16 protein-coding genes and 1 pseudogene are annotated in these 21,438 nt (G+C 60.8%); 7 read left to right on the top strand and 10 right to left on the bottom strand.

The features are described 5' to 3' along the window. From KRX52_RS11130 to KRX52_RS11155, 6 genes and pseudogenes are all read left to right on the top strand, one after another. Positions 1-342: pseudogene (locus KRX52_RS11130) on the top strand (hypothetical protein); the annotation flags it as partial. Then, positions 342-1,085, top strand: coding sequence for an OmpA/MotB family protein (locus tag KRX52_RS11135; RefSeq protein WP_217681803.1), 744 nt, complete (start codon positions 342-344; stop codon positions 1,083-1,085). The pseudogene KRX52_RS11130 and the gene KRX52_RS11135, both read left to right, overlap by 1 nt. After that, positions 1,082-3,157, top strand: coding sequence for an EH signature domain-containing protein (locus KRX52_RS11140; protein ID WP_217681804.1), 2,076 nt, complete (start codon positions 1,082-1,084; stop codon positions 3,155-3,157). Before KRX52_RS11135 ends, KRX52_RS11140 begins: the two co-directional genes overlap by 4 nt. A gap of 15 nt (positions 3,158-3,172) precedes the next feature. Beyond that, positions 3,173-6,214 (top strand): DEAD/DEAH box helicase, encoded by a 3,042-nt coding sequence (locus KRX52_RS11145; RefSeq protein ID WP_217681805.1) that lies wholly within the window; start codon positions 3,173-3,175, stop codon positions 6,212-6,214. 348 nt (positions 6,215-6,562) lie between these two features. Further along, positions 6,563-7,438 (top strand): hypothetical protein, encoded by an 876-nt coding sequence (locus tag KRX52_RS11150; RefSeq protein ID WP_217681806.1) that lies wholly within the window; start codon positions 6,563-6,565, stop codon positions 7,436-7,438. 18 nt (positions 7,439-7,456) lie between these two features. Then, positions 7,457-8,587: a restriction endonuclease gene (locus KRX52_RS11155; protein WP_254797528.1), complete on the top strand. Its 1,131-nt coding sequence runs from the start codon at positions 7,457-7,459 to the stop codon at positions 8,585-8,587. Positions 8,588-8,637: 50 nt separating this feature from the next. Here KRX52_RS11155 and KRX52_RS11160 read toward each other — a convergent pair whose 3' ends face one another. From KRX52_RS11160 to KRX52_RS11205, 10 genes are all read right to left on the bottom strand, one after another. After that, on the bottom strand, positions 8,638-9,210 hold the full coding sequence (locus KRX52_RS11160) for a hypothetical protein (protein ID WP_217681807.1): 573 nt from the start codon (positions 9,208-9,210) through the stop codon (positions 8,638-8,640). Continuing rightward, positions 9,207-10,901, bottom strand: coding sequence for a DUF3987 domain-containing protein (locus KRX52_RS11165; protein ID WP_217681808.1), 1,695 nt, complete (start codon positions 10,899-10,901; stop codon positions 9,207-9,209). The genes KRX52_RS11160 and KRX52_RS11165 overlap by 4 nt, the downstream gene beginning before the upstream one ends. A gap of 2 nt (positions 10,902-10,903) precedes the next feature. Beyond that, positions 10,904-11,890, bottom strand: a complete 987-nt coding sequence (locus KRX52_RS11170; RefSeq protein ID WP_254797530.1) for a toprim domain-containing protein — start codon at positions 11,888-11,890, stop codon at positions 10,904-10,906. After that, complete coding sequence (locus tag KRX52_RS11175) at positions 11,890-12,045, bottom strand: hypothetical protein (protein ID WP_217681809.1); 156 nt, start codon at positions 12,043-12,045, stop codon at positions 11,890-11,892. Before KRX52_RS11175 ends, KRX52_RS11170 begins: the two co-directional genes overlap by 1 nt. Beyond that, positions 12,045-12,263, bottom strand: coding sequence for a helix-turn-helix transcriptional regulator (locus tag KRX52_RS11180; RefSeq protein ID WP_367890534.1), 219 nt, complete (start codon positions 12,261-12,263; stop codon positions 12,045-12,047). The genes KRX52_RS11175 and KRX52_RS11180 overlap by 1 nt, the downstream gene beginning before the upstream one ends. A 102-nt stretch (positions 12,264-12,365) precedes the next feature. Then, positions 12,366-12,893, bottom strand: a complete 528-nt coding sequence (locus KRX52_RS11185; protein ID WP_217681811.1) for a hypothetical protein — start codon at positions 12,891-12,893, stop codon at positions 12,366-12,368. A 115-nt stretch (positions 12,894-13,008) separates the two neighbouring features. Next, positions 13,009-14,382 (bottom strand): tyrosine-type recombinase/integrase, encoded by a 1,374-nt coding sequence (locus KRX52_RS11190; RefSeq protein WP_217681812.1) that lies wholly within the window; start codon positions 14,380-14,382, stop codon positions 13,009-13,011. Between the two features lie 839 nt (positions 14,383-15,221). After that, on the bottom strand, positions 15,222-16,568 hold the full coding sequence (locus KRX52_RS11195; RefSeq protein ID WP_217681818.1) for an HlyD family type I secretion periplasmic adaptor subunit: 1,347 nt from the start codon (positions 16,566-16,568) through the stop codon (positions 15,222-15,224). A 16-nt stretch (positions 16,569-16,584) separates the two neighbouring features. After that, positions 16,585-18,741, bottom strand: coding sequence for a type I secretion system permease/ATPase (locus tag KRX52_RS11200; RefSeq protein ID WP_217681813.1), 2,157 nt, complete (start codon positions 18,739-18,741; stop codon positions 16,585-16,587). Positions 18,742-18,861: 120 nt separating this feature from the next. Next, the gene (locus tag KRX52_RS11205; protein ID WP_217681814.1) at positions 18,862-20,211 is read right to left on the bottom strand and encodes a TolC family outer membrane protein; all 1,350 of its coding nucleotides are present in this window, start codon (positions 20,209-20,211) and stop codon (positions 18,862-18,864) included. Between the two features lie 320 nt (positions 20,212-20,531). On the opposite strand from KRX52_RS11205, the gene KRX52_RS11210 reads away from it, so the two are divergent. Then, the coding region (locus KRX52_RS11210) for a retention module-containing protein (RefSeq protein ID WP_217681815.1) at positions 20,532-21,438 on the top strand (907 nt) is incomplete at its 3' end.

Raw genomic sequence — 21,438 nt, forward strand, 5'->3', positions numbered from 1 at the left:
AATGCCACCCTAGCGTCGCTGCGCTCCGACTGCCCGGCCGGATGGCCGTGGAACAGGTGGCCGGATGTGCGTGGAATGCCCGGCCGGATAAGCGTGGACTGGGTGGCCGGATGGCGTGGAATCCGCAGCGAGTTCACCGCTCTGGGCGAAGCGCTGCGTAGCCAAGTGCAAGGCGTCGAACAGCAAGCCGAACAGTGGCTGCGTACCTACTCCAGCGAGGTGCGAGATCAGGTGCATGAGCGCATGGACCAGTGGAACAAAGAGACCATGAGCTTCGCGAACCAGATGCATGCGGCCGTGCAGGCGATCAGCAATGTGGTCGATGAACTGGAGGCCCGTTGATGCGCTGGCGTAAATCCCATGACGCCCCGATGGAGGATGAGGATCCGTACTGGAAGTCCTTCGTGGACATCATGTCGGCGCTTCTGGTGCTCTTTATCCTTGCTTCGGTGGTCCTGATTCTGCAGTTGATGGAGAAGAGCGCGCAGTTCGACGCGAAGGTTTCCCAGTTGCAGAAGGCCGAGGAGGTGCGTCGAACCATTCTCGACGAGGCCGTCAAGAAGCTGCAGCAGCGCGGCATCAAGGTAGAGGTCAGCGAGAACCATACCGTGCTGCGCATCCCCAACGAGTTGCTCGGCTTCGATACTGGCGCCTTCGAGCTCCTGCCGCGCTACCAGCAGACCGCGTTGGAAATTGGCGAGGTGATCAATCAGGTGGTCAGCCGGGATGACCGTGTCAACTACCTCGACACCATCTTTATCGAAGGTCATACCGACAATCGCCCGTATCCAGGCTTTATGGGCAAGGGTAACTGGGGGCTTTCCACCTTCCGGGCGATTTCGCTCTGGCAGTTCTGGAGCAGTGCGCTGCCGGAGGAGCAGCGGCTTAACCGGATGAGCAACCAGGATGGCGATCCGTTGTTCTCGGTGAGCGGTTATGGGGAAACCCGCCCGGTCAATGCCAAGCAGGTCTCCGAGAATGATTTCCGGGAGAACCGGCGCATTGATATTCGCTTCACCATCCGACGCCCGGCCAGCGCCGATTACGAGGGTGTGCGTGAGTTGCTGGGAGGCGCCACCAAATGAGGTTGCCCCCGATTGATAACCGGCCAGCCTCGTGGCCGGCACCGGTCATCGAGGGCTGGTTTGCGCTGACGGAGAAGGCCAAAAGGATGAAGGCCAAGGCGGGGGACAGCGACGCCTTCGAGCATACGCTGTCGAGATGGCGAGACATGGCGACCACTGGTCGTTTCGAGGGCTTGCCCGCCCTGTTGCGGCGCCGCATGGGCGCGCGGGCCTTGACCTCGCTGTGGCTGAACGACGAGCGCCTTGGCTCACGGCTACTCAGCGTGCGCATGTTGGATCTCCTGATGGACGTCCAGCAGCCACGACTGACCCGTCTGACGCTGATCCAGTTGATCCAGCTGTATTTCCGCTATTTCGACCGTCTCGACGAACGCGACAAGCAGTCGGAGGGGATGCTCGAGCGTCTGCAGCAGCATCTGCATGATCAGTTGGACTGCATGCCGGAGCCGAAGCAACCCTTGTTCGCCAAGGATGTCCTGTCCGTGCTCAAGCGCGAGGGGCGCTGGCTGCTGGATCTGCATGGTCCCATGGAGCTCGTCCGTCGTGTGCGCGAGCAGGGTCGCGAACTGGGTGACGCTTTCTCGGATTACGGGCTGGAAGGTTTCGACGTTGGGCGCTATGGCGATATCTGCCGGGCGTATTTCTATCTGGACACCCTGCGCGGCTTGCGGCCGGGTGAGTGGGATCCGGTCCTGGATGAGCTGCTCAAGCCCTCGGTGAGCAAGGCGCCTTACGAAGACGGCAAACGCATCGGCCATGTTGCGCTGGAGATCATGATCGACCGAGCGGCAGACGATCCTGGCGAAAGCTGGCAGAGCTTCATTCTCAATCTGGCCGGCGATCCGCGGATAGCAAGCTCAGCATCCAATTACCGGGAGTGGTGGAAGCCGCTCGGTGAGGCGCGCATCAGCAAGGTGCGCGGCTGGCTGTCCAAGGAGGACTTGCGTCTTTTCCTGCAGGCGGTGGAGCAGTACGGCATCGAAACGCGCAACGACGATCTGCAGCGGATGTTCCCGGCCCGCAAGCAGTTTCTTGAGGGCTTGTTCAAGCTCAAGTTGATCCGCAATACCCGCCTGCTGCTGGGAACCAAGGCTCAGTTGACCGTCAGAAAAATTCTCGGCAGCGAGGTGAAAACCAGTTTTGCCCGCATGGATGGAAACATGGCGGACAAGGCAGTCATTTACCTCGATTGTGGTGATTTCCATATTGTTGAGGGCTCGCATAGCTTCAGGATCTGGGTTTACCTAGCGCCGCCCGGTGCCATGTTGTCCTCGTACGAGATAAGCACCTTTAACCATGCTGACCTCATTACCGCGGTCCCAGAGCAATACAAGAAGCTCTATCCAGGGCTGCCAGTTGGGGCCTATACGCACAATCCACCGTTGACATGGCAAAACAAGGTCTTCCAGTTCCTGGCCGACAATGACATCGGTCTAGATATCGAGCAGCTGCTTGGCAGGCAGGACTACAGGAACTATCTCGCTAGGTTCGGGATGCCGGTAGTCAGTGCCAGAAAGGTGAAAGTTCCGCCAGCAGCTCCGATGCCATCGGCGAGTACGCGGCCGGAGCGGATGGTGCAGCAAGAGCTTGAGCCAGCTTGGGGTGCCCATACGCCGAGGCAGCGGGCTCAGCCGGTACAGACTGCAACACGGGATATTCCGCAGAGTGGCACGCCCGTATCGACAGCATCGGCAGTGCCTTCGGTTGCCCGCTCGATCCGCGAGCAGAATCGAGTCATCGCTGAGTCGGGCAGCTCAAGCCACGTCCGTTCTCCTCCGGGAGCGCACAGCAGGCCATCGCCGGCTCCGGGAGGCGCTGGGCGCAGCGAGTCCGATGTCAGCCTGAAGAGGGAGATCGCCCGTCTTTCCTTGCCAACGCTCAAGGTGCTGCGCTACTTCGCCAGCAACCCCGGAGACAAGGCGCGTTACGCCGCCAACGTCCTCGATATTGATACACGCGAAGTCAATCAGCTGTTGCACGGGCCACTGAAGAATCTGTGCAAGCAGGATGCAGCCTTTGGCTGGACTGTCACGCCTGAGGTGGACGCAATGCTGAATCAACTTTTTCCCTGACCGGGTGGGTGCTGAATGGCCTTTCTAGAGATGATCAAGGGCTTGCTTGGCGGGCGTGAGGAGTCGCTTTCCCAGCAGAGTGGTTTCCAATTTCAGGCCGATTCGGAGGGGCTGAACTTCTATCTAGAGAAGCCGACCTTCGATGCCCTGCTAGGGGGCGGTGGCAATACCCTGCAGAAAATCCAGCTGATCGCCTTGCGCATGCTGGAAGAACAGGGGCTGGCCGAGATCATGCCCAATGGCTTTCATATCCTGGCCGCTGATCTGGCCGGACTTGATGACGAGCAAGCCGAAGTGCTCCGGCTACCGGAAAGATTTCCCGGCTCGTTCGCCACGCGGATCCAGGGCCGTACCGGGCAGAGTGGTTTCCGGGTGGATCTGAGCGTGCAGCTCAAGAATGGCGAGGCGCCTTTCACGCGCAAGGGGCCATTGCTGCAGCTCTCATCTACCGAGGTTTATCGGCTGACGCCGGCCGAGCTGATGGGGCTCGAGGCGTGGGAGCGTCACCAGAAGCTGGCGCCGGAGGCCCGCAGCGAAGCGGCCAACCTGCGCCTAATGGCCGAGCTGCAGACGGCTGAGCGCAGCGGCATGCGTATCGACCTGAGCCACTTCGAGCGGCTGGATGTCGTGGTGCCGGAGAACATCGGCGTGACCGCTACGCGCTTGCCTGACGGTAGCCTGATGCTGTGTCCCAGCCTGGGGGATGGTTCCACGCCGGATCAGCTGGAAAAACGCTGGTCACAGCTGGACATGAATGCGGATGGCGGCGTGCTGCGCATCGACAATCGGGTTGTATTGCTCGAAGCGCAGAAGATGGCCGCGATCAAGGAGGTGCTCGGTAACAAGCGCATTCCTGCCGATAAAGTGGCCGATTTCATTACGGCGCCAAGCGCGTTTCTCGATGCGGCCCTGGTCAATCTGGAGCTCGGGTTTTCTGTTCGGGTAATGGGTATCGGCAAGCTCCAGCACATGGACTTTGGTGAGCTGGATGGCAAGAAGCAGGACTGGTTTGCGCTGGACTCTCGCGCGGCACCCGTCGAGATCATCCCCAAACTGGTGCAGTCACCGGAGGAGCTGGAGCAGTTCGAGAGCGCCCTGGCTGCGGCCAGAGAGCAGGGGGCGGAGCGGCTTTCCTTCGCTGGTGAAGTCATCGACATCTCCAGTCCCGAGGCTGTCGAGCGGCAGGTCGAGTCACTGCGCGGCAAGTTTGCTGAGTCGTCAGGGGCGCCGCCAGCGAAAATCAGTCCAGACACCTCAGAAGACGAGAAGGCCAAGGAGCAGGTGACGGTACTGATCCGCGAGGCCGATCAGATCGATACCCAGTTGCTGGATAAGGCTGCTGCGACGAGACCGCTGCGCGAGCCGGAATGGACTGCTTATGCCCGCCAGCCCTTTGCTCACCAGCGCGAAGGAGTCAACTGGATGCTGGGTCTGCTGGGCTCAGCGATCAGGGAGGATCGGGAAGATCTCTACCGCCTGCAGGGTGGCTTGCTGGCGGATGACATGGGCTTGGGCAAGACCTATATGTCGCTGGTCACCGCTGCCGAGTACCTGGCCCAACAGCACAATGATGGAGGCTCGCAAAAGCCCGTGCTGGTCGTCGCGCCCCTGAGCCTGCTGGAAAATTGGGAAGACGAGGTGGCGCAGACCTTCAAGAGCATTCCCTTCCGCGACATCGTGGTGCTGCAGTCCGGGCGGGATCTCAACCCGTTCCGGATCAAGGGCTCCGAGCGGGAGTCGCTGCAGTTGGCCTCTCTGGTTGACGACGATGGTGGACTGGATGAGCAAGCGATCCGCTATGCGCTGCATATCGGCCCGGAGGCTGGGGTGAAGCGTCTGGATATGGATCGTCGCTTGGTGCTGACGACATACCAGACCTTGCGCGATTACCAGTTCTCTCTGTGTCGGATCGACTGGGGCATGGTCATCTTCGACGAGGCGCAGAACATCAAAAACCCGAATGCTCTGCAGACTCGTGCAGCCAAAGGCTTGAAGGCCGATTTCAAACTGCTTGCTACCGGCACGCCGGTCGAGAACAGTCTGGGTGACTTCTGGTGCCTGATGGATACCGTCCAGCCGGGACTGCTCGGCGACTGGCCGCAGTTCCGGGATCGCTGGGTCAAGCCGATCCTCAATGCAGGGGAAGAGGAGAGGGATGCTGTGCGGATCAGCATCGGCTCCGAGCTGCGCAGCGCCGTTGGCAGCTTCATGCTCAGGCGCATCAAGGAAGATCAGCTCAAGGGACTGCCGTCGAAGACCATTCACAGTGGCGTCAGCAAGGTCCAGGCGGGGCAGCAGGTCTATGCGCCCAACCTGGCGGTCTGCATGAATGGCCTGCAATTGCAGGCCTATGACGCAGTGCTCGATGGTTACCGCAGCCAGCGGGCCAGCGAGGACATGCGGGGCAGGGCATTGGCGGCCTTGTCCAGTTTGCGCGAGGTTTCCCTACACCCGCGACTTCGCGAGGAAGCCAAATTGATGACCAGCAGCGCCAAGGAGGCGCGCCAGGTGATGCAGGAGTCGGGCAAGCTGTCCGTGCTGTTGCAGTTACTGGACGAGGTCCAGCAGAAGAATGAGAAGGTCATCCTGTTCATGGTGACCAAGCGCCTGCAGCGCCTGCTCAAGCTCTGGCTGGATCAGATCTACGGCCTGAACATCGCCATCATCAACGGCGAGACTGCTGCAGTAGCCAAGAAGTCGGATGAGGTGACCCGGAAAAGGCTGATCACCGCGTTCGAGGCCCAACCAGGCTTCAATCTGCTGATCATGTCACCCGTGGCTGCCGGTGTGGGCCTGACCGTGGTCGGTGCCAACCATGTGGTTCATCTGGAGCGCCACTGGAACCCGGCCAAGGAAGCCCAGGCCTCGGATCGCGTCTACCGGATCGGCCAGACCAAGCCGGTGCATATCCACCTGCCAGGGGTACTGCATCCCCAGTTCGATTCCTTCGACCTGCACCTGGACCGGTTGCTGCGCGGGAAGCTGATGCTCAAGGATGCGGTGGTGACGCCGGAGCCGGTTTCCGAAAGCGAGATGATTCAGTCGATGGGGTTGTGACGGCGCGGTGAGGTACAGCCCACTCGAAGGCTTCGCACCTTGTAGCGGTACGCAGAAAAAAGTACGCAAAAGCGTGCGTACCAGCTTGCGTACCGCCACTTTGCGTACCAGTGGCGTTGCGCTTGGGTAGGCCTGCTGCTGAATTTTTATCTGTTGCAGCCGTTTCCGAGGGTGCTTCGTTGGCTACCGATCTTATGACAGACGATGCTGGGCTCATGGACTCAGATGACTGGGCGGCGCGATGGGGAGTAATACACAGCGAAGTAGATGGAGCGAGAGTGAGAGGCGTCGTGATCAGACACTAGCCGGCCGCTTATCATCTGTGTTGGCAATTAGGGGAGAATAGGGATGGTTGTCACCAGGGAACTGAGCGGCCTGCTCGATCTGGCGCGCAAGATATGGGACATGTACAGGCTGCAGCATGACCCTTTTCGCCGCCAGGCTGATCGTGTGCTTTCCGCGTTCAAATCCCATGAGATTGCACCGACCCAGATTGGCCGGCTGTTACCGGCACCGCCACTTTTGAGCCTGTGCGATCTGGCCTATCCCGACGCTCTCAAGAAGCATCTGACCCCTGAGCTGATTTATTGGGTACGAGAAACCCTGCAGCTGGAGCAAGAGTGGCTGGATGGAACCTCATTGCGGCCACATCAGCGAATCGATCGCTACAAGCGCCCGGAAGAGCTGCATAAGTGGCTCTCGCAGCGTCACGACCCCGATTCGCATGAGCTGCGCTTTACTCTCCACATCTTCAAACTTGATGACCGACCTCTGGGTGAAGACAGTCAGGGGCCTTTTGTCATAGTGCTGGAGGAGCGTTTCGCCGAGCTAAACGATCAGAGCGTGAGTCGGTATTACTACCTGACCGAAGGTGCCAATTTCGACCACTATCCCTGCCTGCTCCATCTGCTGCAGATACTCGCTCTAGCACACTGTCACGGGCTGATTGTGAGGGGCTGGGTCATGTCTCGGAAATGTCTTCACAAGCTCGATGAGGGGGAAGATCTGCTGCCCAATCTTTGGCGCATCAATATTGGACAGTCTTGGCATCCCGACGATGTGCTGTGGCCCCATATGTCTGGCTGTGATCCTCGATTGGAAAAAATGCGCAAGGATCTGGATGAGTCGCTGGTTGCTGCGGGAATGCAGCTACTGGTTGATGAGCTGGAAGCTGATCGCCAACGTTGGGGGGCAGTTGCGCTTGAGCAGGTAGGGCGGCCTTGAAAAACACCACAGCGGGTCATGGAATCTATTGAGGGTCAGGCTGATGCAGTGTTTGAAGTGTGCATGGCCTGTGGTACGGGGATTAGGGGGTATCAGATGGCTATTTGGTTAGTCCGGGCCGGATCTCACGGCGAATATGAGCAGAAGTTTCTCCAAGAGAGCCGGGTTTACGTAACCTGGGACGATCTCGACCTAGATCTGGCTTCTCTCAAGGAACGTAGCGACCTGGTCGCAGCGATGATGGAGCGCTATCCCGAGCAGAAACCCAAGGCAATCATGAACTGGGTCAGTCAGGTTTGGCCCTTCGCTCATGTGATGCAGGTTGGTGATTGGGTGGTATTGCCGTTGAAAACCCAGCCGGTGATTTACATCGGCGAGTTGGTGGGTAACTACCAGTTTGCTGCGGAGGGGCCGAATCCGTACTTTCATTGGCGCAGCGTGAAGTGGATCGGAGAGGGTATTCCTCGTGCCCGTTTTTCTCAGGATTTGCTCTACAGCTTCGGGGCCTTTCTGACTATCTGCCGCATCCAGCGCAACGACGCGGAGGCCCGTCTGAAAGCTATGGCAGCAAATGGTTGGAAGGCTGAGTCTACCTCCACGTTGGTGCAGCCAGGCAAGGTGATGACGGATGCGACTGATACAGCGGGAACCGAGAGTGTCGAGACCAATCTTGAGGTGCTGGGTAATGACCAAATCACACGGCTGATCGAGGCCAGATTCAAGGGGCATGCTCTGACCAGATTGGTCGACGCCATACTTAAGGCGCAAGGCTACAGCACCTACGTCAGCCCTGAGGGCGCCGACGGCGGCGCCGATATCCTGGCGGGCTCTGGTCCCATGGGGTTTGGGGAGCAACGCATCTGTGTCGAGGTGAAGTCTGGCAGCGAACTGATAGACCGTCCGACCGTGGACAAGCTGCTGGGGGCTATGACCAAATTCAATGCCAACCAAGGGCTGTTCGTGTCCTGGGGAGGCTTCAAGAGCAACGTGCAGAAGGAGCTAGCCTCCAGCTTCTACCGGCTGCGACTGTGGGGGCCGCAAGAGCTGCTGGAGCAGCTGTTTACCCACTACGACGCACTGAGCGACGAGATCAAGGCTGAGTTGCCGTTGAAGCGTATCTGGACCGTCGCTCACAGTGAGATTGATTGAGGTCAGTCAGAGCTATGGGCGAGACCTAAGAACGACCTTGAGTTTGCCGCTCACTCGTTAACCTCCATCGGTGTGTGGTCGTAGCTCTGACGCAGATCGTTTCCGAGCGAGCAGTAGTGCTTCCGAGGGGCATAGCAATCGTGGCAGATCATCAGGTGGCTGATGTACTCGTCACGGGCAGCAATCCAGTATGGCGACGCCGTCGCGGCTGTAACGAAGGTGTGCTGCCGGTCAGCGCCAGCCTCTTCAAACTGACCAACGGCCGGCTCAGGAAGCGGCGGCCTTTCGATCCAGGCCGGGCTGTTTCGGACCGTCTCTGCGACCAGCTCCGCATCGGCCCGAGCCAGTTCGATCAGGTCGCATTGCTGCAGAAATTTGCCTTCCAGCAGTGCTGCGGGCTGCGTGTCGAGCAAGCGGGCGACGCTGATCAGCCAAGTGCTCGGGGGCATCGGCTCGTTGACTGCTTTCAGAGCGGCGATGACCTCAGGCTTACAGCGGACCAGTTCGGTCAGCAGTTCCTCGGGGGGCTGGCGATCAGCGCTCAGCTGCAGATGGCCATCCTGAACAATGGAGAGAACAACACCGACCTCGGTTAGACGGCGGATCAGATCAGGGGCGCTCATATCTCCATACTCCACTGGCCAGTGGTAGCAGGCTCGGCGGGTACCAACAACGGCGAATTTGGCGAATCCGGCGAAAATTGCCCGCCATACTCAAACTCATCGTGGCGAATAGCCGGCGAATCGAGGCGAATCTTCTCAACATCCCTCTCAGCGTGAGCGGCAGCATTGGCAAGTTCGCCAAGATTCGCCTCGCTTTCGCCGCGCTGGGCACGAGCAGTCACTTGGGTTTTCTCCGGATTCGCCGGATTCGCCGTCTCTGCGAGCAGTTCGTGCGGATTGACCTCGAAGTTCTTCTTGTTGCTGGTGGGAAAAACCACCCATCCGGCGGCGGTCAGCGTCGCCAATGTGTTGCGTGCTTTGCTGGCCGAGCGATACTTGCGAGGACCACCCTTGAGAATGTCCGTCACGGTACGCACATCAGGGTACTCCTTCAGCCAACCTAGCAGCTCCAGAGCATCATGCTTACCGTTCGATTCGGTCGCGCTGGCGCCGAGATAGCGCGCCCATTCGCCGAGCGAATGCTCGACAACTTCGCAGGCGGCGATCATGGTCTTCCGACTGATTTCGTCCTCACCCTCGAACAGTGCAAACACGGCAGCCAGTCGACGGCTCAGCTCGCCACTGCGGCTGGCGAAGGGCTTCAGCGGACCTCCGTACTCACCAAGACTCCCCTGATCCGCCTCGATACGGTTGTAGAACTCCAACCAGACCAGCTCAGCCTCAGGGCTCAACACCATGACGGGCGGTTTCACCGTGTTATCCGGACCGACATGAGCCTGCATGCGTGCGATCTCTTTGCAGCGCGCCCAGTAGCGTTGCAGTGCTGGGGTCTTATAGGCGCTGATCTTCAGTTTCTCGGGGGTCAACAGGCGCGTACCAGCCAGTGACGGTGCGGCAGCCATCAGAAAGCGCGGCAGGAAGCCTTGCCCTTGCAGCAGGGGATCATTCAATGCCTGGCGCACGGTGATTTCCTGGGCAAGCATATGCATGCTGAAACGGCGGTCGTAGGCGACACCGTTGCCGAATTCACCGACCCGGTCGCGCTCGGCCTTACCGCAGTCGAACAGCTTGACCAGGCCGCCGAGGGTGGCGGCAATGGTGTCGGACTTCATACTGTGCCCACCGAGAATGCGGCCACCTTCATCCGTCGCCCACATGGCAGAGGGCATGCCATTGATGAAGTCGCCAGCAATGCGCTCGAAGGTGACGTCGGTGTACAGGCTCCGCGGATCACTCGGTAACTGCATCTCCTCCTTGAAGGCTTGCAGCGCCTTGCCGCTCAGCCCTGCCTGCATCCGGCGGATCTCGCTTACGGTCGCGGCGTACCCATCCCGCGTCGCGCGCTCTGCCTCCTCGATGGTCTTGAAGGCCAGTCGGTAGCATTCGCTCTTACGGTCGCCGGAGTCTGCCAAGGCCAACTGGAACAGAGTGCAAGGCATGCCCTCCTGGTTGTGCAGATGCGGAGCGTTGACTCTTGTCTGCGCCAGATAGGCAACAGCAGCGATGGCACACTGACCAGCCAGTACCGCGGGCGCCATGACATGCTCTACCATGGCGTACACCGCATCACGCATGACTGGTGGAAGACTTTCAGTCGGATAGGCTTTCGGGGGCGACTCAGTGACCAGGGGATCAGGCACACGCCACTCCACCCCAGGTACCTGAAGTTCGGTCATCAGCAGCGTACTCATGCCTACACCTCCTTCAACAGGCGCAGGTCATTGAAGTCGCTCAGATGAAGGGGGGCGCCCTCCGGCCAAGCCGGCAGCACGTAACCGCAGCCGAGCGCCTTTGCGGCCTGGATGGCCGCTTGCTTGCCGGCATTCGGCTTGCCCTCAGCCTCCTTGGCACGATCATCGTCGCCACCAATGATCAACTTCGCATCAGGGTAGCGGCGTTGCAGCTCCTGACCGGCCGGCAGAAGATTAGTGGAGCTCAGGGCAGCAGCAACGGGGTGGCCGGTCTCTTCATGGAGCGTCGCGGCAGTAGCAATACCCTCGACGATGTACAGCGGCTTACCCGGCTCGATACGCCCGAACGGGCAATAGCAGCCATTAATCCGACCACCAAGCAGGAAGCGCTTCATGCCATCGGCGGCGATGAACTGCAGGTTGACCACGGAGCCGCGGCGGCAGATAGGGGCCACCAGCTTGTCGTTGTACTGGCGCAGGTGATGCGGCTTGATGCGCTTCAGCTCAATGTAAGGGAATGCCGGGGCGGGCAGGATGGCCAGCCCCCACAAACGAGTTGCCCGAGCGGCAACACGCTCCCAGCCCGCTTGCTGCGCAGCCACAGCCTTACGCTCACGCTCCATGCGCTGACGAGCGATGCGCTGGCGCTCAATCTCATCCTCTAGGAGATCACGCTTGGGCTGCTCACCGCCGATGCTCAGACCGAGCTTCTGGGCGATCATCTGAGCTGCCTCCAACTGGCGGCAGCCGCGCAGATAAGCCAGCAGAGACACCAGATCGCCGCCTTTGTCGCCACTGGCGAAGTCGTGCCAAGTGCCGTTGGTCATGTTGATACTGAAGGAGCCAGGCTTGCGATCACCGCGGACGGGATTGGTCGGCCAGTACTCGTTACCCTTGCGTTTGCCATCCGGCAGCCAGTCGGCCAGCAGGTTGTCGACAACAGTCAGGGCGGCATCTGCAATGCGCTGGATTTCGATGTGCGGAAGCATCAGTGACCTCCGGTAACGAACAGGACAAACATCGTTAGCAGTACGATATGCACTGTTTGCAGAAGCTCAGGGTGCTGGCCAATGAAGTTGGTGACGATGCTGAGCCTGCCTTGCGGCAGCCGGTTTTGTTCTGCGGAGCGGGTCGCTTTTTTCATTACTGACGACCCTCCATGCGCTCAGTGACCCAGCGGTCAATTTCCTCGCTGGGCCAGCCAACCGCGCGGGCGCCAATCTTGCGGGCTTTCGGGAACTCACCCTTTGCCATCAGGGCGTAAATCCAGGCACGGCCAAAGCCGGTCGCATCCATGACTTGCTGCAGGCGGTATATGCGACGCTCGGGGCGGGGGAAGCGTTGGGGTGGGGTAGTAGGCACAGCCAAATCTCCTTTGCGCTTGGTAGCGCGTGATGGACCTGGCTGTGGATTAGATACACCGTGCAGACTAGCTGCATCCAGTCTGCTTAGCAGACTACAAATCTATGGCTGTTTTTTTTGCCTTTTCTCGTGTTCGTAGCCATATACCCAGCTAGCTATGGTGGTTTGGGCTTTGCAGTATTTTTCGCAACGGTTTTTAGCAAAATCTTGAACGTTATTGTTCGTTTTGCGGATTTTTTCCCAATCCGAGAGTACCTTGGTTTTTAGCTTATTTTCGAGCGCGCCCTTGGCGTCTCCACCTTTCTTGGCGCGTTGCTTGTTTTTGGCGTTCAGTACAATTTTTGCGATTTTCGCTACATTTTTTATCATTATTTCGGTTTTCAATGCTTCCCGCTGAAGCAGCTTCTTCTGAATCTGGATAGCTTCTTTGGCAGCAGTGTTCCCGCTGCTCAGCGCATCTACATAAATCACATGTTGTGCAGCGATTACCGCCAGTTGCTCCGGCGTGTAATCCCTCAAAAGCTCTTTCGCCAGATGGTTGGTTGCTTCTTGGTACTCCTTCTCGGATGCGATCTCCATTCCAGGCTCCCAGCGAAGAAGGGTTGGCTCTTTCTCTTGCTCGGTCATCATCTCGCGCCTCCTTGGCGCTCTCACCTCACGAAAAGATCGGCCAGCAAGCCAGCCAGCCGGGTGGGTGGGAATAGTATGCTTTTCGTCCTGTCGGACGAGGCTGGCCGGTACGCGATCACGCTCGCTTAAATGTCACTACATTATCTGCGTCCGGGCGGGTCAGCATGTTCAACCGGTCACCCAGCAAACACCAGGCTGCAGCCATCTCTGCGGAGTAGCTGTGCCGCTGGTAGGTGCGTTTCACCTTGTTTTCCTCTGTGTGGTTAAGGCAGCGCTCTGCCACCTCTGGCAGCACCCCTAATGCGGTCATGATCGTGGCTCCAGTACGGCGCAGGTCGTGTGGTGTCCACTTGCCGCCGGGTAGTAGTAGGGCTTGTGCTTTGGCACTGCGGCGGCTCATGGTGCCCTGCTCGGGCTGGCGTTGGCGGTCGCCTAGCTGCTTGGTCACGGTCTTTGGGCATACTGGACTGCTGTTGTCGGTGTTGGGGTAGCACCAGACAGATTTGCCGTTGATCTCTTGCACGCGCTCGAACTGTAGGGCGGCGAAGGATGACAGCGTGATGGTGTGCGCCTTGCCGTTTTTGCTGTTTTCGGCAGGGATCAGCCAGATACCTTGCTCCAGATCGATATGCTCCCAGCGGGCGGCCAGCAGCTCACCAATCCGGCAGCAGGTGGAAAGAGCAATCCAGATCGCCGCCTCGGATGTGACCAGCAGGCCGGCTTCTGGGGCATTCTTGGCCAAGGTTCTAATTTCGTCGTCACTCAGCACTCGGTCGCGCTCAACGTCTTTGCCGCCGATCTTGGCTTTGCGAATGCTGGCGCTGGGGTCGTGTTCGATCAGGTCACGGTCTACGGCAAAGCGGAACATCTGCCGCATCAGCGAAAAGATCAGCTTGGCCATGCGGTTGACGCCACGAGCCAGCAGGGCGTCCGTTACTTCGGTGATGTGGCCTTTTTTCACGTCGGCTACGGCCAGCTTGCCAAGGGTCGGCAGCACGTCCTTTTCGAACATCCGGCGCACCTCCGCTCCGCCGTCCTTGCGGTTCACTAGATCCACCTTTGCCCAGTGCTCGAACAGCTCGGCAACGTTCTTGCGGGCAGCTTGGCGGGCCTGCTCCGCTTCGGTGGCAGCTTTCTCGGCAGCCAGGCGCGCGAGCTCGGCATCTCGGGCAGCAATACGGGCTGCTTCTGTGGCTGCCAAGTGTTCGCGCAGATCGGTAATGCCGCTCAAGTACAGGTCAGCAAGTTCGCGCGCGCGCTGGCGGGCGGTCTTCAAGGTCAATCCGGTAGTGCCGTCACGGTCATAGGAGCCCAAAGGGAGGCGGATTCGCTTCCCAGTTGAGTCGGTGTAGCGGAAGTAAAAAAGTCGATCTCCGCTGGGGGTAATCCGGGCAATAAAGCGGCCATGCCCCTTCGGAGCGGACTCGTTTAGCCAGATATCTTTATCGGCAGGCTTGGTGCCCATCTGCCGGTCGGTGATTTCGCCCATGCTGTTCTCCGTTGGTGACCGTTCGCGCTTCCTGGTGACCGTATGGTGACCGTTTGTGCGTGGCTTTTGGGAGATGATAGCGGAAGTCAGTAGACAGGGCGAAGTTGATGGCCCCAGTATTTTCGGTGCTTTCAGGCGGATTTGTGGGCTTTTATAGGCGGTGGTGGATTTATGGTTACCCTTGCGGGGTGCAAGGGGTAGAGTGTTCGAATCACTCCGTCCCGACCAAAAATCCCTAGAAAATCCAAGCACTTACGGGTGCTTGGATTTTTTTATGCCTGCTGTTTTTGGTGTTGCTCAAAAATTGACCGTCCGGTTGCCAATTGGTTACTAATTGAGATTGACTGCACTTGTGGCTCTGGGCCTGTAAGGAGACGATGGATTTGGCACAGTCCGACGTCTTGCACACTTGGAACTCACCCAGTGTCTGGTGGCACACGAAGGCACGGCCTAGCCAAGGCGCTCGACTACTGCCTCGAGCGCTAAACGGCCCTAGTGTGCCATTTCGATCAACGCAGAATGCCAGTCCTCACGCCGAGCTGCTGTCGCACAACTGGAAGCCAGTCAGCAAGAGGCGATGCCCAGACTCATGCGATTCATTTGTCGCCGTACAGCTCCGTATGGTCCACGGGCTCCCTTACGGTCCGCGTATTCGGCCCGATATCGTGCAGCGGAAAAGACCGGAATGGAATGCGAGGCGCCCGCAAGGATGGTGACATTGCCATGCAGGATGCCGACGCTCCAGGCCGCTTTGCCAAAGCCCACGGCGGCGGCAGCCGGCGCAGGGTAGATCGTCGCCTGGTAGCTGAAGTCTATGGCTCCCTCGCCCGCGCAGAGGCTCAGCGCTCGCGCAGGGCTTCGGCGCGGGCGCGTAGGATCGGCTTGAGCAGGTAGCTGAGGATGCTCTTCTCTCCGGTGAGGATATCGACCGAGGCGACCATGCCGGGGATGATCAGCAACGGATTCTCGCTGCTGCCCAAGTGGCTCTTCTCGGTGCGCAGCTTGATTACATAGAAGCTGTTGCCGTCCTCGTCGGTGACCGTGTCGGCGCCGATCTGCTCCAGCTTGGCCTTGAGTCCGCCATAGATGGTGTAGTCGTAGGCGGTGAACTTGACCGTGGCCGTCTGACCGGGGTGCAAGAAGGCGATATCCTGTGGGCGAATGCGTGCCTCCACCAGCAGGGTGTCGTCCAGTGGCACGATCTCTACCAGATCGTTGCCCGGCTGGATGACGCCGCCAATGGTGTTGACCAGCACCTGCTTGATGATGCCGCGCACCGGAGAGGTGACCAGGGTGCGCTTGACCCGGTCCTCCAGCGCCTTGCCGGTGGACTGGACCTTGCTCAACTCGGTCTGCATCTCGTTGAGCTGGGTGAGCGCTTCGCTGCGAAAGCGTGCGTGGGTTTCGCCGATCTTGCGCTCGACTTCGGCGATGGCGGCCTCGGCGCGGGGGATGGCCAGCGAGGTGGCTTCCAGCTGGCCGCGTGCTTCGACCTCGGCACGCCGCAGGCGCAGCAGCTCCACTTCGGAGGCTGCTCCCTCCGCGACCAGCGGCTCGGACATGCGGATTTCCTGGCGCAGCAGGGTCAGGCTATTGCGGAACTGGCCCTGCTTGGATGCGTATTCGCGCAGCTCCTGGCGCCGCTGGGTCAGTTGCTCCTCGAGGCCGGCGATCTCGTCCTGCAGCTGCTTCTGTCGGCTGTCGAACAGCGCCAACTCGCTGTCGGCCAGCGCCGCAGCCTGGCTGCGCAGGGCTTCAGGAAAGCTCAGTGGCAGGCCGGCGACCTCGGCCTTGAGGCGCTCCACGCGTAACTCGAGGGCCAGGCGGTCGGCTTCGGTTTCACCGACATTGGAGGCGAAACGGGTATCGTCGAGGCGTAGCAGTGGGGTGCCGGCCTCCACCACCTGACCGTCATGCACGAAGATCTCGGCGACGATGCCGCCTTCGAGGTTCTGGATTTTCTGCAGGCGCGACGAGGGGACTGCCTTGCCTTCGCCGCGGGTGACCTCCTCGATTACGGCGAAATGCGCCCAGGTCAGGAAGAACAGCACAAAGCCGATCAGTGCCCAGATGGTCAGGCGTACCACCCGCGGGGCGTCCTCGATCAGCGCCTTGCGCACTTCGGGGAGTGGCGCGCTGCCGAGCTCGTCGCGGTTGCCGAAGTAGCTCCCCAAGGCCTGATGCAGGCCGCCTTCCGATACCTTATTCGACACTGATCTGCCCCTTCTTCAGCGCTTCCATGACGGCCTCCTTGGGGCCGTCGGCGATGATGCGTCCACGCTCCACGATGATCAGCCGGTCGACCAGGCTGAGCATCGAGGCGCGGTGGGTCACCAGCAGCAGGGTCTTGCTGGCGATGACCGGCTGCAGACGCCGTTTGAGCTGTTCCTCGCTGGTGTTGTCCATGGCGCTGGTCGGCTCGTCGAGCAGCAGGATCGGCGGGTCGAGCAGCAACGCTCGGGCCAGGGCGACATGCTGGCGCTGTCCGCCGGACAGCTGCTGGCCGCGTTCGCCGACCTGCAGCTCGTAGCCCTTGGGGTGGAGGCGAGCGAACTCATGCACGCCCGCCAGTTCGGCGGCATGCAATACCTGGGCGTCCTCCACGTAGCGTGCGCCGGACATCAGATTGTCGCGCAGGCTGCCGGAAAGCAGCTGGATGTCCTGGGGCACGTAGCCGATGTTGTGGCGCAGGTCGCTGACGTCCAGCTGGCGCACATCGATACCGTCGAGCAGCAGGCTGCCGCCATCGGGCTGATGCAGGCCGACGATTAGCTTGGCCAGCGAGCTCTTCCCCGAGCCGCTGCGACCGACGATGGCGATCTTCTCGCCGGGGCGGATGGTCAGGTTGATGTCCGTGAGCGCCGCCTGCTGCTGCTCCGGGTAGTGGAAGTCGACGTGGCGGAACTCGATGGCGCCCTGCAGGGTCTGGCGCACGAGCGGGCGTTCGTCTGCGTGACGTTCCTGGGGGAGGCTCATCAGCTGGTTGACCGAGTCCAGGGTCACCCTGGCCTGCTGATAACGCAGTACCAGGCTGGACAGCTGGGTCAGCGGTGCCAGGGCGCGATTGCCGAGCATGTAGCAGGCAATCAGGCCGCCCATGCTGAGATCGCCGGCGATGATCAGGTAGACGCCGGCGACGATGATGGCGACCCCGGCCAGTTGCTGCAGGAATACCGTTGAGTTGAGTCCCAGACTGGACAGCATGCGCGCGCGCAGCTCTAGGCGGGAGAGGGTGCCTATGGTCTGCTCCCACAGATACTGGCGCTCGCTCTCGGCGTTGTTGGCCTTGATGGCGTCGAGGCCGCCGAGGGTTTCGATCAGGCTCGACTGGCGCTCGGCGGCCAGCGCCATGCTGCTTTGCATGATCTGCGCCAGGGGCTTCTGCAGCGTCCAGCTGATCAGCGCCGCCAGCGGAAAGGTCAGCAGCGGAATCCACACCAGATGGCCGCCGATCAGCGCGACCGCAGCGAGGATCAGCAGGATGAAGGGCAGGTCGATCAGGCTGGTCAGGGTCAGCGAGGCGAGGAAGTCGCGCAGGCTCTGGAACTCGTGAATGCTCTGCGCGAAGCTGCCGACCCGCGCCGGCCGGAATTTCATGGCCATGCCGGCAATGCGCTCGAATAACGTGGCGGAAATGATCAGGTCGGTCTTCTTGCCGGCCAGATCCAGGCACAGGCCGCGCAGGGTCTTGAGCAGCAGATCGAAGAGGAAGGCGCCGCTCACGCCGCACGCCAGCACCCACAGGGTAGCGGTCGCCTGGTTGGGCACCACGCGGTCGTAGACATTCATCACGAACAGCGGGACGACCAGGCCGATCAGGTTGATCACCAGGCTGGCGGCCACGGCATCGACATACAGCCAGCGCGAGCGCTTGAGGGTGTCGCGAAACCAGGACGCGGCGCGCGGGATCAGCTCGCCCTGGCTGGGTTCGAGCCTGTGCTGCGGCTGAGCAAAGAATGCCTGGCCGCTGTAGTCCTCGGCGAGCAGTTCGGCACTGACGCGCACCTCGCCGCCCTCGCTTTCGCTGGGCATGACCCGCGCCAGGCCCTGCTCGTCCCAGCCGAGCAGCAGGGCGCTGCGACCGTCGCGCAGGAGCAGCAGCGCCGGGAGGGCAATGGCCGGGATCCTGTCCAGTCGACGGCGCAGCCAGCGCCCCTGCAGTCCGCCGCGAGCCGCGGCACGCGGCAGCAGCTCGGCGGTCAGACGCTGCTCCGGCAGCGGCAGGCCACTGGTGAGCATGGTCCGGCTGGCCGGCTTCTGGTGCAGGACGCACAGCGACAGCAGGCTGTCGAGCAGCGGATCGTCATGGCGGTCGCGTGGGTCGCAGCGGGAGGGGGACTGGTGTAGCTCGACGGTCACAGGATTTCACTCGTACTGGAGAGTAGGGCTCATGGCAGCTGCGCCAGGCTGGCGCGACGCGCAGGTGCCAGGAGCCTCAGGCAGACGGGGCGGCCAGGGGCTGCCAGCTCCGGGCGGTGATCAGTTCAGCGTAGGCAGCTCGACCTGCGGCTTGACCTCATCCAGCGGAGTGGCCGCGATCGGTGCGACTACCCCTTGGCTCCTCAGCAGGGTACCGGTGATGGCCTTGATCCGGTATTGGGTAAACAGCTCTGCGTAGCGCACATCCTCCAGGCGGCGGCTGGCGGTGAACAGCTCGTTCTCGCTGTCGAGCAGGTCGAGCAGGGTGCGGTCACCTAGGATGAACTGCTTCTGGTAGGAGGTGCGCACACGGGTGCTGTAGTCGACGTACTGCTGGGCGATGGGCAGCTGCTGTCGTGCGTTGTCCAGCGCGTTCCAGGCCAGTCCCAGATCCTCGTTAAGCACGCGAAGGGCGTTGTTGCGAATGTCCATGCTCTGGTTGATCTGATACGCCTTGGACTGCAGGTCGGCCTTGTTGCTGCCGCCAGCGAACAGGTTGTAGCGCATGTTGAGCATGGCCCGCCATTCGTTCTGGTGGCCTGTGCTGCCGTCGATGTTGTTGTCCGCCGAGCGTGACAGTTCGGCGTCGACACGCGGATAAAAGGTCGACTTGGCCACTGCGTACTGGTGCTCGGCAGCCTGCACATCCGACTGGGCCGAACTGAGCAGCGGATTGTTGCTCAGCAGTTCCCCGCGGGCGTCCTGCAGGCTTGTCGGTAGCTGGCCGGACAGCGTGGGTGGCTGGTTCAGGTCCGCGGGACTCCTGCCGACCACGCTGAAGTAGTTGACCTGGGCGTCGGACAAATTGACTTGCTCGGTGAGCAGGTTGTTGCGTGCCTGGGCCAGGCGCGCCTCGGCCTGGTCGAGGTCGGCCATGCGACCTACGCCACGCTCGCTGCGCAGCCTGATCTGATCGTAGATGCGCTCATGGCTGCGCAGGTTGTCTTCGGCAAGGCGCACCAGTGCCTCGCGCCTGAGCACGTCAAGATAGACCTCGGCAACCCGCAGCGCCGTCTGTTCGGAACTGCCCAGCAGCTCGTAGGCGCGGGCATTGACCGTGGCGCGCTGGCGCCCGACTTCACCGCTAGTGGCAAAGCCGTCGAACAGCATCTGCTGCAGGCGCAGGGAGGACTCGCCGCGGGTCAGGGTTTCCGTGTCATGCGTATTGCCACGGGTCCCCGGGCTGTCGGTGTTCTCGCGGCCGTAGCCGGCGAGCAGGTCGACCTGCGGCAGGTAGCCACCCTTGGCCGCTTTCATTTGCTCCTCCACAGACAGGCGCGCGTGGATGCCCGCCTGGATCTCTGGGTGTACCTCGAGCGCGGATTGCATGGCCTCGTTGAGTGTCTGGCCGAGGGCCGAAAGAGAAACTGCGAGAGCTAGGGGCAAGACTGCAAGGAAACGCATATTCATCAAGACTCCTTTCTAATATCGGACAGGTTTTTTCCGTGTCCTATCTAATTGCAATTGCAGCCGGCTATGAGACGTTGGTTGGACTTGTGTCCCGTGGGATATCCGTAAGGCAGAAAGTTTTCGGGTGGTTGGAAACGATATTTCCCACTGAGCAAACACATCTGCTACTTGGTTTGTTTTGGCGTCGGGAATATGACGAAATCCTGGCAACATGTCTGCTAGGAAAACGTCGCCGTCAATAATATCATCTTTATCAAGATCATACGGTTCTCCCGCCGTTCTAAAGGATTCAGCGCACCTCGCGCCACAGGAGTTGTCTCATGAGCAACATCACCGCCGTCGTCAAAGGTCTTGTCGGTCAGGTCTTCGCCATCTCTGCCGACGGCTTCAGGCGCCAGATCTTTGAGGGTGACCACCTACTGCAAGGAGAGCAGGTATTCACCGGGCTCGAAGGCGAGGTAGTGCTGCAGTTGGCCGATGGTGAGATGATCCGTCTGGGTGGAAACAGCCGTTGGCAGGCTGGTGCGGTGGAGACAACCACCAGTATGGAGCGCGCCGGGTCGGCGGGCGATATTGAACAGTCCCTGGCCGCCGGCCTCGACCCAACCCTCGAACTCCAGGCCTCTGCGGCAGGAGGCGGCGCTGGCGGCACGGGCGGTGCCGGCGCTGGAGGGGAAGGGCACAGCTTCGTTGTCTTGAGCGAGACTTCGCTGAGACTGGATCCGATCATCGGCTTCTCGACCGATGGCATGGAAGCCGGGGCTGAGCCGGTCATTGAGCGCCTGGGTGTCAACACGGCGACCGTTACGGTGAACATGGCGGCGGTCAATGACGCGCCCATCGCCGTGGACGATGCGGTCACGGCCACGGAAGACACCCCGTTCAGCTCGGCCATCGACCTCGATGCCAACGACAGCGACCTGGACGGCGACAGCCTGTCGGTGGTGGCCGGCACCTTCACCACCGTGAAGGGCGGCACCCTGGTGCTGGCGGCCGACGGCAGCTACACCTACACGCCGGCGGCCAACTTCCACGGCACCGACTCGGTGGACTACACCGTGACCGACGGCAGCCTGAGCGATGTCGGCACCCTGACGCTGACCGTGAGCCCGGTGAACGACGCGCCGGTGGCGGTCAACGACACCCTGGCGGCGACCGAAGACACCGCGGTGACCTACACCGCGGCCCAGCTGCTCGGCAACGACAGCGATGTCGACGGCGACAGCC

The sequence above is a fragment of the Geopseudomonas aromaticivorans genome, from assembly GCF_019097855.1.
Taxonomy (GTDB): domain Bacteria; phylum Pseudomonadota; class Gammaproteobacteria; order Pseudomonadales; family Pseudomonadaceae; genus Geopseudomonas; species Geopseudomonas aromaticivorans.